The organism is Mesorhizobium sp. BR1-1-2, from assembly GCF_020165435.1.
GTDB lineage: Bacteria > Pseudomonadota > Alphaproteobacteria > Rhizobiales > Rhizobiaceae > Mesorhizobium.
This window is the reverse complement of the sequence record NZ_JAIUID010000006.1, coordinates 35,808-49,745: the sequence shown is the minus strand read 5'-3', so window position 1 is coordinate 49,745 and position 13,938 is coordinate 35,808. Positions and strand designations below refer to the sequence as shown.

General features: G+C 63.4%; 16 protein-coding genes. 4 read left to right on the top strand and 12 right to left on the bottom strand.

Translation table 11 applies throughout. The features are described 5' to 3' along the window. Positions 1 to 11: 11 nt before the first annotated feature. The 6 genes from LB551_RS15540 to LB551_RS15515 form a co-directional block, all read right to left on the bottom strand. Positions 12 to 461, bottom strand: a complete 450-nt coding sequence (locus LB551_RS15540; RefSeq protein WP_224659751.1) for a CHRD domain-containing protein — start codon at positions 459 to 461, stop codon at positions 12 to 14. A gap of 184 nt (positions 462 to 645) precedes the next feature. Continuing rightward, positions 646 to 1,617 carry an ABC transporter substrate-binding protein gene (locus LB551_RS15535; RefSeq protein ID WP_224627155.1) on the bottom strand — a complete coding sequence of 324 codons (972 nt, stop codon included), beginning with the start codon at positions 1,615 to 1,617 and terminating at the stop codon, positions 646 to 648. Positions 1,618 to 1,655: 38 nt separating this feature from the next. Continuing rightward, on the bottom strand, positions 1,656 to 2,810 hold the full coding sequence (locus tag LB551_RS15530; protein ID WP_224659750.1) for an ABC transporter permease: 1,155 nt from the start codon (positions 2,808 to 2,810) through the stop codon (positions 1,656 to 1,658). Then, positions 2,807 to 3,685, bottom strand: a complete 879-nt coding sequence (locus tag LB551_RS15525; protein ID WP_224659749.1) for an ABC transporter permease — start codon at positions 3,683 to 3,685, stop codon at positions 2,807 to 2,809. The genes LB551_RS15530 and LB551_RS15525 overlap by 4 nt, the downstream gene beginning before the upstream one ends. After that, entirely contained in the window at positions 3,686 to 4,213 is a 528-nt protein-coding gene (locus tag LB551_RS15520) for an endonuclease domain-containing protein (protein WP_224659999.1), read from the bottom strand. Beyond that, positions 4,206 to 4,997, bottom strand: coding sequence for an ABC transporter ATP-binding protein (locus tag LB551_RS15515; RefSeq protein ID WP_140553047.1), 792 nt, complete (start codon positions 4,995 to 4,997; stop codon positions 4,206 to 4,208). Before LB551_RS15515 ends, LB551_RS15520 begins: the two co-directional genes overlap by 8 nt. Positions 4,998 to 5,127: 130 nt before the next feature. On the opposite strand from LB551_RS15515, the gene LB551_RS15510 reads away from it, so the two are divergent. Continuing rightward, positions 5,128 to 5,532, top strand: coding sequence for a cupin domain-containing protein (locus LB551_RS15510; RefSeq protein WP_224659748.1), 405 nt, complete (start codon positions 5,128 to 5,130; stop codon positions 5,530 to 5,532). 23 nt (positions 5,533 to 5,555) lie between these two features. Here the strand turns inward: LB551_RS15510 and LB551_RS15505 are convergent, their stop codons facing one another. From LB551_RS15505 to LB551_RS15490, 4 genes are all read right to left on the bottom strand, one after another. After that, a complete protein-coding gene (locus LB551_RS15505; RefSeq protein ID WP_224659747.1) occupies positions 5,556 to 5,933 on the bottom strand; it encodes a hypothetical protein in 378 nt (125 codons plus the stop codon). 2 nt (positions 5,934 to 5,935) lie between these two features. Further along, positions 5,936 to 7,387 (bottom strand): dihydropyrimidinase, encoded by a 1,452-nt coding sequence (gene hydA, locus LB551_RS15500; protein ID WP_224659746.1) that lies wholly within the window; start codon positions 7,385 to 7,387, stop codon positions 5,936 to 5,938. Between the two features lie 64 nt (positions 7,388 to 7,451). Further along, the gene (locus LB551_RS15495; protein ID WP_224659745.1) at positions 7,452 to 8,702 is read right to left on the bottom strand and encodes a Zn-dependent hydrolase; all 1,251 of its coding nucleotides are present in this window, start codon (positions 8,700 to 8,702) and stop codon (positions 7,452 to 7,454) included. 71 nt (positions 8,703 to 8,773) lie between these two features. Beyond that, positions 8,774 to 10,102, bottom strand: coding sequence for an aspartate aminotransferase family protein (locus tag LB551_RS15490; protein WP_140521238.1), 1,329 nt, complete (start codon positions 10,100 to 10,102; stop codon positions 8,774 to 8,776). A gap of 227 nt (positions 10,103 to 10,329) precedes the next feature. Between LB551_RS15490 and LB551_RS15485 the strand changes: the two genes are divergently transcribed. Beyond that, on the top strand, positions 10,330 to 10,965 hold the full coding sequence (locus tag LB551_RS15485) for a TetR family transcriptional regulator C-terminal domain-containing protein (protein ID WP_224659744.1): 636 nt from the start codon (positions 10,330 to 10,332) through the stop codon (positions 10,963 to 10,965). 15 nt (positions 10,966 to 10,980) lie between these two features. Here LB551_RS15485 and LB551_RS15480 read toward each other — a convergent pair whose 3' ends face one another. After that, entirely contained in the window at positions 10,981 to 11,853 is an 873-nt protein-coding gene (locus LB551_RS15480) for a helix-turn-helix transcriptional regulator (protein ID WP_224659743.1), read from the bottom strand. 101 nt (positions 11,854 to 11,954) lie between these two features. On the opposite strand from LB551_RS15480, the gene LB551_RS15475 reads away from it, so the two are divergent. Next, a complete protein-coding gene (locus LB551_RS15475; protein WP_224659742.1) occupies positions 11,955 to 12,794 on the top strand; it encodes an SDR family NAD(P)-dependent oxidoreductase in 840 nt (279 codons plus the stop codon). Then, on the top strand, positions 12,791 to 13,513 hold the full coding sequence (locus tag LB551_RS15470) for an SDR family oxidoreductase (protein ID WP_140553036.1): 723 nt from the start codon (positions 12,791 to 12,793) through the stop codon (positions 13,511 to 13,513). Before LB551_RS15475 ends, LB551_RS15470 begins: the two co-directional genes overlap by 4 nt. A 9-nt stretch (positions 13,514 to 13,522) precedes the next feature. On the opposite strand, the gene LB551_RS15465 is transcribed toward LB551_RS15470, so the two are convergent. Beyond that, the gene (locus tag LB551_RS15465) at positions 13,523 to 13,900 is read right to left on the bottom strand and encodes a DoxX family protein (protein WP_224659741.1); all 378 of its coding nucleotides are present in this window, start codon (positions 13,898 to 13,900) and stop codon (positions 13,523 to 13,525) included. Positions 13,901 to 13,938: the final 38 nt, after the last annotated feature.

The window sequence follows — 13,938 nt, the reverse complement described above, 5'->3', positions numbered from 1 at the left end:
GCGACGGCGCGTTACATCGACGCCGCCGCCTTTTCGATCTGACCGCGGATCTCGCCATCCTTATGGGCGGCGGTGTGGATGTTGACGTAATATTTGCCGGCCTCCAGATCGGTCACCTGCGTATCCGTCAATGTCGCCGACCCCTTGATCGGGCTCTTGAGTTTTTTGAACGGGATTACGGGGTCCGCATTTTCCCCCATCGCCGCCGGGCCATGAATATGCGCGGCCGTCGCCGGCCCGCTGAGGCCGGAATATTTGACGTTCCAACTGAGTTTCTTCTTGGCGGTGTCGAAGGTGAATGTGGCGGTTCCCTTGCCCTTGGTGGTGACGGGCGGGCTCTGCTGGCTGCCATCGAGCGTCGCCTTGAACTTCACCATGTCGGCCATGGCTGGCGATGCGAACAGGAAAGCGGTCGAAATGGCCACCGCCGAAAGCCTCGGCAAGACGGTCTGTGTACGCATGAAGAACCTCCGATTGACTGTCGCATCCGTCGTGGCTCCCCGCACGCGCATGCCTTCGACGCAACGCTCGGCCGCCGCAATGTATCCAGGCACACGCTTTTGTGATTTGGCCACATGAAAAAGGGGCGGTCACCCGCCCCTCCAACATCAGCCATCGAGCCCCGTCACGAGGCCAGTTCGAGGCTTACTTGATCGCCTTGTCGGTGATCGCGGTGGTATAGGCGCCTTTCGGCTCCTTGGTGATGATCTTCTGGTCGAGCAGCGCCTTCGCGGTACGCTCGTAGGTCGCCGGATCGAGCTTGCCGTCGGCATTGTCGATCAGCTTGGCGACTTCGCTCATCATCCGCTTCTGGTGGTTCTCGTCCTGGCCGCCGCCGTCCATGACGATCTCGGCCGCTTCGTCGTTGTGATCGACGGCATATTTCCAACCCTTCATCGAGGCGCGCACGAAACGCACCATCTTGTCCTCGAAGGCCGGATCCTTGAGCTTGTCCTCCGAGGCATAAAGCCCGTCCTCGAGCAGGTCGTTGCCCATCGCCGAGTAGTTGAACACGGTGAGCTGCTCCGGCTTGTAGCCGGCGTCGATCAGCTGCCAGTATTCATTGTAGGTCATGACCGAAATGCAGTCCGCCTGCTTCTGGATCAGCGGCTGCACGTCAAAGCTCTGCTTGAGAACGGTGACGCCGTCCGGGCCGCCATCGGTCTTGAGGCCAAGCTTGTTCATCCAGGCGTAGAACGGATATTCGTTGCCGAAGAACCAGACGCCGAGCGTGTGGCCCTTGAAGTCGGCTTCGGTCTTGATCGGGCCGTCCTTCGGGCAGACCAGTTCCATGCCGGCCTTCTTGAACGGCTGGGCGATGTTGACCAGCGGCACGCCCTTTTCGCGGGCTGCCAGCGCGCCGCCCATCCAGTCGACGATAACATCGGCGCCGCCGCCGGCGATCACCTGCTCGGGCGCAATGTCGGGACCGCCCGGCTTGATGTCGACGTCGAGACCCTCGGCCTCATAGAAGCCCTTCGCCTTGGCGACGTAATAGCCGGCAAACTGGGCCTGCGTGACCCATTTCAGCTGCAACGTCACCTTGTCGGCAGCCATTGCCTGGAACGCGGCCAGCGACATCGCGCCGGCCAGTACAGGAATAATCAGTCTTTTCATTTTTTTCCCTCTGGAGTTAATGCCCAAACCCACCGCCCCTATCCACCACGGACAGAGGGATGCCAAAACGTGACGGCTCTTTCGACAAGAGCGACCACGCCATAAAAGACCGAACCCGCAAGGGCTGCAACTGCGATTTCGGCCCAGACCATGTCGATGTTCATCCGCCCGACTTCGGTCGAGATGCGGAAGCCCATGCCGACGACAGGCGTGCCGAAGAATTCGGCGACGATGGCGCCGATCAGCGCCAGCGTCGAGTTGATCTTCAGCGCGTTGAAGATGAAGGGAGCGGCGGCCGGCAGCCTGAGCTTGATAAGCGTCGGCCAGTAGCCGGACGCATAGGTGCGCATCAGGTCGCGCTCCATATGGCCGGACGCGGCCAGACCGGCGACGGTGTTCACCAGCATCGGGAAGAAGGTCATGATGATGACGACAGCCGCCTTGGACTGCCAGTCGAAGCCGAACCACATCACCATGATCGGCGCCACGCCGATGATCGGCAGCGCCGAGACCATATTGCCGATGGGCAGCAGGCCGCGCCTCAGGAACGGCACCCGGTCGGCGAGAATGGCCGTGACGAAGCCGGCCCCGCTGCCGACGACATAGCCGAAGATCACCGCCTTGAAGATGGTCTGCCGGACATCGGCGCCAAGGATCGGCAGCGAGGCGGCTATGCGCGCGGCGATGGCGCTCGGCGGCGGCAGCAGGATGAAAGGGATGCCGGCGCCACGCGTCACCGCTTCCCAGATGATCAGGATCCAGGCGCCGAAGATGGCAGGGATGATCAGGCGCAGCGCGTTCCGGACCGAGCTCGCCATCAGGCGAAGCCCTGACAGCACCGCCACACAGCGCCAGCCAAGCAGCCAGGCGGCGGTGAGCAGCAAGAAGTAAGGCGCCAGTGCGGTGCCTTCGAAACCGGCGATGCCCGAGATAAGCAGCCAGGCAGCGAGATGGGCGCCGACGAAAAGCACAACAGCTTCGACGATGGACGGTATTCTGGCCATCGAGATCAAGGCCGAGAGAAGAAGCACGCCGAAGATCAGCCAGCCCGTCGCTGCATAGGGATACATCAACGTCCCTGCGGGCTGCGCCAGCGGATCCACCTTTGGCGCGGCGATCGCGCCAAGCGCAAGCCCCGCCACGCACAGCACAATGGCCAGCACCGCCTGCCAGGAAGGTTTCAGCCGGTTCATGCCGGCCTCCCGCCCATGGCGCGGTCGACGAGGCGCCCGGCAATGCCAACCACCATGACCAGCAGCGCGGCCACGATCGAGCCGGCGACCAGCGCCGACCAGATATCGATGGACTGGCTGTAATAGGCGCCGGCGAGCAGCTTGGCGCCGATGCCGGCGACAGCACCCGTCGGCAGTTCGCCGACAATGGCGCCGACCAGACTGGCCGCCACCGCCACCTTCATCGAGGTGAACAGGAACGGCACCGAGCTCGGCACGCGCAATTTCCAGAAGGTCTGCGCACGGCTGGCATTATAGGTGTGCATCAGGTCGAGATGCATGATCTCGGGCGAGCGCAGCCCCTTGACCATGCCCACCGTCACCGGGAAGAACGACAGATAGGTCGAAATCATCGCCTTCGGGATCAGTCCGGTAATGCCGATCGCCGCCAGCACGACGATGATCATCGGCGCCACCGCCAGGATCGGGATGGTCTGCGAGGCGATGATCCACGGCATCAGGCTGCGGTCGAGCGTCGCCACATGTACGATGCCCACCGCGATGATGATGCCGAGCGCCGTGCCGAAGGCAAAGCCGAGCAGCGTCGAGGACAACGTCACCCAGGCGTTGTAGACCAGGCTGCGGCTGGAGGTGACGCTGCGCAAAAAGGTGTTCTCGAAGAAGTTCACCGCCACCTGGTGCGGCGCCGGCAGCGTCGGCTTCGGCTGCGAGAGCGTCTTGCCGATGAATTCTGTCATGCCGGGCGTTTCATCGGCACGGCTGTCGAGATCGCGCTGGAACGGCGTGTTGAGGATGACGGCGAAGACGTACCAGAGCACGACCACGCCTGCGAGGATCGAGGTGACCGGGATGAGCTTGGAACGGAAAGTGTCCATCTAGCGGGCCTCGCCAGTTGGGCGCCCTACTCTCCCCAACGGCGAGAGGGTGGCCGGAGCGAAGCGGAGGTCGGGTGAGGGGGTGGAAATCTTTCCGTCGAGGCAAGCCAAGATCGTATCAAGGACCGCTCGGCGCTCGGCCAAAACCTCATGGTTCCAGAACCGGAGACCCGAATAGCCCTGTCTGTTCAACCAAGCTGTCCTTGCGGGGTCGGTTTGTGAATCCGCATGTTGGCTGCCATCAAGTTCGACAATCAGCCATTCCTTGCGACAAACAAAGTCAGCGAAGAAAGGGCCGGGCGGCATTTGCCGAACAAATTTGTAGCCATTGAGGTGGCGCCCTCTCAACTCGCCCCAAAGCCGGTATTCAGCCTCGGTTTCGTCGAATCGGAGCTGCCGGGCGCGAGCGGTTGCACCGACCTTTCTCTTGGTCGGATCCGTCGGCGCCGCCCCCTCACCCGACCTCAGCTTCGTTCCGGCCACCCTCTCCCCGTTGGGGAGAGGAGGAAACCCGTCCCCCTCAATCATCATAGCTGTGCCCTGCCCTCAAGCCATCGCGCACCCTCGCGGCGATCGCCAGGAACTCCGGCGTCTCGCGGATGTCGAGCGGCCGCTCCTTCGGCAGCGTCGACTCGATGACGTCGCTGACGCGGCCCGGTCGCGGCGACATAACCACGATGCGCGTCGACAGATACACGGCTTCCGGAATGGAATGGGTGACGAAGCAGATGGTCTTGTTGGTGCGCGCCCACAATTCCAGCAACTGCTCGTTGAGGTGATCGCGCACGATCTCGTCCAGCGCGCCGAAAGGCTCGTCCATCAACAGAAGATCGGCATCGAAGGCGAGCGCGCGAGCGATCGAGGCGCGCTGCTGCATGCCGCCGGAAAGCTGCCAGGGGTACTTCTTCTCGAAGCCGGAAAGGTTGACGAGGTCGAGCGTGCGCCTGATCCGCTCTCCCTGCTCCGCCCCGGACAGACCCATGATCTCCAGCGGCAGCGCGACGTTGCGCTCGATGGTGCGCCAGGGAAACAGGGCGGCGGCCTGGAAGACGTAGCCGTAGGCGCGTTTCTCGCGCGCCTGTTCTGCTGTCATGCCGTTGACCGAAATGGTCCCCGAGGTCGGCTTCTCAAGATCGGCGATGACCCGCAGCAAGGTCGTCTTGCCGCAGCCCGACGGCCCGATGAAGGAAACGAACTCACCCTTGCCGATGGTCAGATCGACATTGGACAGCGCCTGTACCGGCCCGTCATTGGTCTGGAAGGTCAGGCCAAGCTTGCTTGCCGCGACGACGGCTGGCGAAATCCCCGTCATCGGCCGCGGCCTGCCTGTTCCTGCCCCTGCGGCGCCGGCCCAATTCCGATTGCTTTTATCGCGATGTTGTTTTCCACTCGCCCAGTCCCATTGGTCTTGTTCCACTTGTTCGACGCCCGGAGTTTCCCCGATGTCGCCTAAACCCACTTGCCATCTTATCCGCCCTGAAAGCTCTTATGAAGGCAAGCAGGGATTGACCTATTTCGCCGGGATCGCCACCGAGTCGGTCGGCTCATCCGGCATCTGCATGCATGTGCTCACCATGCCGCCCGGCGCCCGCGCCAAGGCGCATCTGCATGAGAACCATGAAACGGCGATCTACGTGCTCTCCGGCGAGGTCCATACCTGGTACGGCGACCGGCTCGAGAACCTCATCGTCGCCAAAGCCGGCGACCTCTTCTACATTCCGGCCGGAGTGCCGCATCTGCCCGCTAATCTGAGCAACGCGCCCTCTTCGGCCGTCATCGCCCGCACCGATCCCAACGAACAGGAAAGCGTTGTCCTGTTGCCTGAACTGGATGCATTGGTCGCCTGACGCTGGCGGGAAGGGTTTCGGCGTCATCGGCACCGGGAGACTTCTCCGTAGAGCGCGCCGTCTTCGTCGGCGATCACCAGCTTCTTGGCATTCCTGGCGCTGCGCTTGACGGTGAACTGGATTGGCGACTGCCCTTCTTCGCCTTCCGCCTGGCATTGCGCCTTCAGCACCAGCGAGCCGTCGGCCTGCGCCTGCTTGCCGATAAAGGTGCAGGCGCTGGCGACCGTGATGAACTCCTTGTCGGTCAAAAGCAGCATGTCCTCCGCATAGACCTGCTGGCCGTTGCTGTTGATGCAGCCGGACTTGTTGCCATAGGGCTTGGTGAGGTCGATGCCGGCCGCAGACGCATGGCCGGCCGCCGCCGCAACGACCGACGCGGCGACCAACAGAAAGGCGCGCATGCTCAAACCCCGGTCGCTGGAATGCCTGTCCGCTCCACCTTGCGCGGCGCGGTGATCTCCTTCCAGGTCGACAGTGCCCGATTGACCGCCGCATTCGGCTCACGGCCGACGAACTGGCCATGGCCAGGCTTGGCCTTCACCTCGGCCTCTTCGATCGACAATTCGCCACGCGAGAAGACGAAGCGCGGCAGGCCGGTCACTTCGACGCCTTCGAAGACATTGTAGTCGATGACCGACTGCTGCTTCTTCGAAGAAATCGTCTTCTTGCGTTTGGGATCCCACACGATGATGTCGGCATCCGCGCCTTCGACGATGGCGCCCTTTTTCGGGTACATGTTGAGGATCTTGGCGATGTTGGTCGAGGTTACGGCGACGAATTCGTTCATCGTCAGCCGCCCGGTGTTGACGCCCCTGGTCCACAGCACCGGCATGCGATCCTCGAGGCCGCCCGTGCCGTTCGGGATCTTCGTGAAGTCGCCGACGCCGAAGCGCTTCTGGTCCGTGGTGAAGGCGCAGTGGTCGGTCGCCACCACCTGCAACGATCCCGCCTGCAGGCCGGCCCACAGCGAATCCTGGTGTGATTTGTTGCGGAAGGGCGGGCTCATCACGCGGCGCGCCGCATGGTCCCAGTCCTTGTCGAAATACTCGCTCTCGTCCAGCGTCAGGTGCTGGATCAGTGGCTCGCCGAACACCCGCATGCCTTTCTGACGCGCCCGGCGGATGGCCTCGTGCGCCTGCTCGCAGGAAACATGCACGACATAGAGCGGCACGCCGGCCATGTCGGCGATCATGATGGCGCGGTTGGTCGCCTCGCCTTCCACTTCCGGCGGGCGCGAATAGGCGTGCCCCTCCGGGCCATTGTTGCCGGCGGCAAGCAGCTTCTGCGAGAGCGCCGCAACCACGTCGCCATTCTCGGCATGCACCAGCGGCAGCGCGCCGAGCTCGGCGCAGCGCTGGAACGACGCGTACATCTCGTCGTCGTCCACCATCAGCGCGCCCTTGTAGGCCATGAAATGCTTGAACGAGGTGATGCCCTTGTCGACGACGGTGGCCATCTCGTCGAACACCTGCTTGCCCCACCAGGTGATCGCCATGTGGAAGGAATAGTCGCAAGACGCCTTCGAGGTCTTGTTGTCCCACATCTGCAAGGCCTCGAGCAGCGACTGCTGCGGCGACGGAAGGCAGAAATCGACCACCATCGTCGTGCCGCCGGCAAGGGCGGCGCGCGTGCCGGACTCGAAATCGTCGGCCGAATAGGTGCCCATGAACGGCATTTCGAGATGAGTATGCGGATCGATACCACCTGGCATGACATAACAGCCGGTGGCGTCGAACTCATGGTCGCCATGCAGGTCGGAGCCGATGGCGACGATCTTGCCGTGCTGCATCAGCACGTCGGCCTTCCATGTGCGGTCGGCGGTGACGATGGTGCCGTTCCTGATGACTTTGGTCATTTTTCTTGTTCCCTTGTTCCTTCGCGCTTCTAGCGAGCAGCGTTTGGAAATCCAGCTTTCCAGCTTACTCCACGATGACCGCCGTCTCCACCACGGCATGGAACAGCACGTCGGCTCCTGCCGTCGCCCATTCCTTGGAGATCTCCTCGGCCTCGTTGTGGCTGAGACCGTCGACGCAAGGGCACATCACCATGGCGGTGGGCGCGACGCGGTTGATCCAGCAGGCGTCGTGGCCCGCTCCCGAGACGATGTTGCGGTGCGTGTAGCCGAGCCGGTCGGCGGCATCACGGATCGCCTTGACGCAGCCCTTGTCGAAGGTGACCGGATCGAAATGGCCGACCTGCTCGATCTTGTACTGAATGTCCAGTGCATCGCATATCGTGTCGATGCCTTCGCGGATGCGCCCATCCATGGCGTCGAGCACTTCCTTCTCCGGCGAGCGGATGTCGATGGTGAACACGGTTCGCCCGGCGATGATGTTGCGTGAGTTCGGATAGACTTCCATGTGGCCGACCGCGCCGACGGCGTCCGGCTGGTAATCCATGGCAATCTCGTGCACCAGTTCGATCACGCGCGCCATGCCGAGCCCGGCATTGCGGCGCTTGGGCATCGGCGTCGAGCCGGTATGCGCCTCCTTGCCGGTCAGCGTCACCTGCAGCCATTTCAGCCCCTGGCCATGGGTGACGACACCGATGTCGATGCCCTCGTCCTCGAGGATCGGCCCCTGTTCGATATGAAGTTCGAAGAAGGCGTGGATCTTGCGATCGCCGACTTTTTCCGTGCCCTTCCAGCCGATCCGCTCAAGCTCCTCGCCGAATTTCTTGCCGTTCTTGTCCGTGTGCTCGTAGACATCGGCCTGGTCGAGCACACCGGCGAACACGCCGGACGCCATCATCGCCGGGGCGAAACGCGCACCCTCCTCGTTGGTCCAGTTGGTGACGACGATCGGATGTTTGGTCTTGATGCCGAGATCGTTGAGCGAGCGCACCACTTCCAAGCCGCCGAGCACGCCGAGCACCCCGTCATATTTGCCGCCGGTCGGCTGCGTGTCGAGATGGCTGCCGACATAGACCGGCGGCAGGCTGGGGTCGGCGCCTTCGCGGCGGGCAAACATGGTGCCCATCTCGTCGACGCCCATTTCGAGCCCGGCCGCGTCGCACCAGCGCTTGAACAGATGCCGGCCCTCGCCGTCCTCGTCGGTCACGGTCTGGCGATTGTTGCCGCCGGCAACGCCGGGACCGATCTTCGCCATCTCCATGATGGAATCCCACAAACGGTCTGAATTGATTCGCAGATTCTCGCCGGGTGCGGCCATTCAAAGTCCTTCCATTTCATAGTCCGGGCAGGTGGCGGTTCCCATCGCCACCCGCCCAGATAAAGGCAAGCCTAGTCGATCGACCTCAGTACCTCACGCACATGATCGATCAGTTCGTTGATCTGGCCCTTGGTGATGATCAGCGGCGGCGACAGCGCGATGATGTCGCCGGTCGTGCGGATCAGCGCGCCCCGCTCGAATGCCTTGACGAAGGCCGAGAAGGCCCGCTTGGTCGGGCTGCCGGCGATCGGCGCCAGCTCGATCGCACCGATCAGGCCGATGTTCCTGATGTCGATGACATGCGGCTCGCCCTTCAGCGAATGCAGTGCGTCTTCCCAATAGGGCGCCAGTTCCTCGCCGCGTGTGAGCAGGCCCTCTTCCTTGTAGGTGTCGAGCGTGCCGAGCGCCGCGGCGCAGGCGATCGGATTGCCCGAATAGGTGTAACCGTGGAAGAACTCGATCATGTGCTCGGGGCCGGTCATGAAGGCGTCGTGGATTTCCTTCTTCACGAACACCGCGCCCATCGGGATGACGCCGTTGGAGACGCCCTTGGCGGTGGTCATGATATCAGGCGTGACGCCGAAATAATCGGCCGCGAACGGCGCGCCAAGACGGCCGAAGCCGGTGATGACCTCGTCGAAGATCAACAGGATGCCGTGCTTGGTGCAGATTTCGCGCAGCTTCTGCAAGTAGCCCTTGGGCGGCAGGATGACGCCGGTGGAGCCAGCGACCGGCTCGACGATGACGGCCGCTATGGTCGAGGCGTCATGGAGCGCAACGATGCGCTCCAGCTCGTTGGCGAGTTCCGCGCCATGTTCCGGCACGCCCTTGGAGAAGGCGTTCTTCTCCGGCAGGTGGGTGTGAGGCATGTGGTCGACGCCGCCGAGCAGCGTGCCGAACATCTTGCGGTTGGTGACGATGCCGCCGACCGAAATGCCGCCGAAATTGACGCCGTGATAGCCGCGCTCGCGTCCGATCAGACGGGTGCGCGAGCCCTCGCCCTTCACCCGGTGATAGGCGATCGCCATCTTCAACGCGGTCTCGACCGATTCCGAACCGGAATTGGTGAAGAACACGTGATCCATGCCCTTCGGCGCGACGTCGACCAGGCGGTTGGCCAGTTCGAACACGATCGGGTGGCCCATCTGGAAGGCCGGAGCGTAGTCGAGCTCGGCGGCCTGCTGCTGGATCGCCTCGGTGATCTTGGGCCGGCAATGGCCGGCATTGACGCACCAGAGGCCGGCGGTGCCGTCCAGCACCTTGCGGCCATCGCTGGTCGTGTAGTGCATGTCCTTGGCGGACACGAACATGCGTGGCGCCTGCTTGAACTGCCGGTTTGCCGTGAACGGCATCCAGAATGCACTGAGATCGTTCGGCGTGACTTTCAGCCGGTTGGACATGACCAAGACTTCCCCTTGTAACCTGTTTCGGTACGTCCAACGCTTGGTCTTTGCCGCGCTTTCGTGCTACGCAAATTTTTGACCGATTGGACAAACGTTAGCACCGCCTTGTCGGCGGTCAAGGGATTACTAGCGGAAATGCGGCTCCTGAAGTGCGTTCCACAGGCCGGGGAAAAACTGGTCCAGAGAATTGGGCCAGACCGCTTTCAACACGAGGGCGCGCAACGGTGAACACCAGCACGGGAGCCCCTCGCCGCACCCGCATCCAGCAGGAGAAGCGCGAACTCATTCTCGAAGCCGCGCTCGAGGTGTTCTCCACCAACGGCTTCCGTGGCTCGACCATCGACCAGATCGCCGAAGCTGCGGGGATGTCGAAGCCCAACCTGCTCTATTACTTTCGCCGCAAGGAAGAGATACACGAGACGCTGATGCAGCGCCTGCTCGACACATGGCTGGCGCCGCTCAGGGAACTCGACGACATCGGCGATCCCCTGACCGAGCTCAGGAGCTACATCAGGCGCAAGCTTGAAATGGCGCGCGATTTTCCGCGAGAGAGCCGGCTGTTCGCCAACGAGATCCTGCAGGGCGCACCGCGCATCATGCCGTTGCTGACCGGCGAACTGAAGACGCTGGTCGACGAGAAGGCGACCGTCATCAAGGGCTGGATGCGCGCCGGCAAGATCGCCAGGACGGATCCTTGGCACCTGATCTTCTCGATCTGGGCGACGACCCAGCACTATGCCGATTTCGACGTCCAGGTCCGCGCCGTGCTCGGCCCGAACCGTGGCGGCGACGGCCGCTTCGAGGACGCAGCGAGGTTCCTGGAGCAATTGTTCCTCGACGGGTTGAAGCCGAAGGCCTGACCCTGCCCTGAAGGCTCAGGCGCTGCGCCGCTCGGCCGGCAGCCTATCAAGCAAGCTCTGGAGCTTGGCGATCGAGTTCTGCTCGGCCAGCGGCGTGTAGACGACCAGCCGCATGTCGGATCCATCGTCGATCGACAGGCTCATATGCTCGAAGGCCATCGCGCCGGCCGTCGGGTGGCGGACGTGCTTCAGACCGGTCAGCTTTCGCGCCACGTCGCGGCGGGGCCACCAATCGCGGAACTCGGGACTCGAGCGCATCATCAGCGCGATCAACCGGTCGAAATCGGGATCGCCGACATATTTGGCGCTTTCGGCGCGAAACGACGCGAGCACCACGCGAGCAAGCTCTTCCCAGTCGACGAGCAGGCGGCGATGGTGCGGGCTGGTAAACACCATGTGGACGATGTTGCGGGCGTCCCCTTCCAGCAAGCCATAATCGCCGAACACCGCGGCGGCTGCCGGGTTCCAGGCGAGCACGTCCCAACGCCGGCCGACGACATAGGCAGGCTGCAGGACGAGGCTCTCCAACATGTGCAGCAACGGCCCGTCGACCTTTTCGGGCGTCGCCATACGATGCTCCGGCTGCTGGCGGCCAGCGAGGATGAACAAATGCCGCTTCTCGACAGCGTCGAGGCGCAGTGCCTCGCAGAGCGCCGCCAGCACCTCTACGGAGGGTCTGACTTCCCTGCCCTGTTCCAGCCAGGTGTACCAGGTGGTGCCGACGCCGGCAATCAGCGCCACCTCCTCGCGCCGCAGGCCCGGCGTGCGCCGCCGCGCGCCGCAGGCAATGCCGGCGGCCTGTGGCGAAAGCCTCTCGCGGCGCGAGCGCAGGAAGGCGCCGAGCTCGCGCCGGCGGCTGTCTTCAGCGGAATGAGAAGGAGCATCCATGATCTTATTATAGCAGTACCGATACCAGGATAAAGTTTGAACTGTTTGGCGCGCACCCGCTGCCCCATCTTCTGTCGAGAGCGACGAATGGAGGCTCAAACATGGACCTGAAAGACAAGACAATCCTGATCACCGGTTCGACCGACGGTGTCGGCCGGGTCGTCGCGCAACGGCTGGGCGCAGGTGGCGCCCGGGTGCTGGTGCACGGACGCGACGCAGCGCGCGGCAAGGCGGCGGTCGCGGACATCGAGGCGGCCGGCGGCAAGGCCGAGTTCTTCGCAGCCGACCTCGCCTCGCTGGCCGAGGTGCGCCGGCTCGCCGAGGCCGTGCATGAAAAAATCGCTCGGCTCGACATCCTCATCAACAATGCCGGTGTCGGCACGGCGGGCCAAAACGCCAAAAGGCAGGTCAGCGCCGACGGCTACGAACTGCGCTTCGCCGTCAACTATCTTGCCGGTTTCCTGCTGACATCGGAACTTCTGCCGCTGCTGAAGGCCAGCGCGCCGGCGCGTATCGTCAACGTCGCCTCGGCGGGCCAGCAGGCCATCGACTTTAGCGACGTCATGCTGACCCGCGGCTACAGCGGCGTGCGCGCCTACTGCCAGAGCAAGCTGGCGCAGATCCTCTTCACCGTCGATCTCGCCGAGCAGCTCAAGGGCAGCGGGATTACCGTCAACGCCCTGCACCCGGCGAGCTACATGAACACCACCATGGTCCGCCAGGCCGGCGTGACACCGTGGAGCTCGGTCGAGACCGGCGCCGAGGCAATCGTCAATCTCGCCACCTCGCCTGACCTCGAAGGGCGCAGCGGCCTCTATTTCGACGGCCTTCGCGAATCCCGCGCCGACGCCCAGGCTTACGACACCACGGCAAGACAGCAACTGCGAAGCCTGAGCCTCGACCTTGTCGGGCAGGCGACATCGAAGGACCAGCACTCATGACCGAGAAGATCGAACACACAGTCATCATCGGCGGCTCGTCCGGCATCGGCTTGGCGACGGCGCGAAAACTGCTCGGCCCGGGCATGAAGGTGACGATCACAGGGCGCAATCAGGACAAACTCATCGACGCCTGGAAAAGCCTTGGCGGCGCCGCCGACAAGGCGACGTTCGATGCGTCAAAGCCGAATGAAGTGCACCAGTTCTTCGAGCGTCTCGGCCCGTTCGATCACCTCGTTCTGGCGGCCAGCGGCGGCAAGGGCCTCGGCCCGTTCCAGACACTCGACCTCGCCGACATCGGTGGTGGCGTCGACGAAAAGGTGCGGCCGCAATTATCCTGCTTGCAGGCGGCCTTGCCGACGCTGGACAAATCAGGATCGGTCACCTTCATCTCGGCGGTGTCCGCCCAACTCGCCACGCCGGGCGTCGCCGGCATCGGCGCCGTCAATGGCATGCTCCTGACGGTGGCGCCGATCCTGGCTGTCGAGCTGAAGCCGCTGCGCGTCAACGTCGTGGCGCCCGGCGTCATCGACACGCCTTGGTGGGACTTTTTGCCGGACGAGCAGCGACAAGCGGTCTTCGCGGAATATGCCGGCAAGACACCGGTCGGCCGCATCGGCCGCGCCGAGGACGTCGCCTCGGCCATAGCCTTCCTCGTCTCCAACGGCTTCATGACCGGCCAGGTGCTGACCTGCGATGGTGGTTTGCGGTTCGCGGCCTAGCTGCAACCGTCAAAGCGACTGGGCGATCAGTGTCAGGAAGCCGCCGCTCAGCGCGATATTGCCAACAAAACCATTGATACGCGATGCACGCTCCTGTCCTTGATGGTCCCAGAAATTGTGGAACATCGGCGTGGCGACGATCAGGAACAGCACCAGCGCCATACAGGCAATCGCGGTCCAGAAGCCTACCATCACCAGCATGCCGGCGACGATCTGCAGGACGATGCCGGCCCAAAGCGCCAGCCGCGCCTGCGGCACGCCTCGCGCCGCCATCAGCCCGGTCAAGAAGCCCGCGTTCTGAATGTTGCGCAGGCCGGCGAAGACAAACCCGCCGCCAAGCAACAGCCGGCCGAGAACCAACAAGGCGGCGGTCAAATCGGCAAGCATCAAACGCTCTCCCTTTGAAATAATGGGAGCGCCGCCTC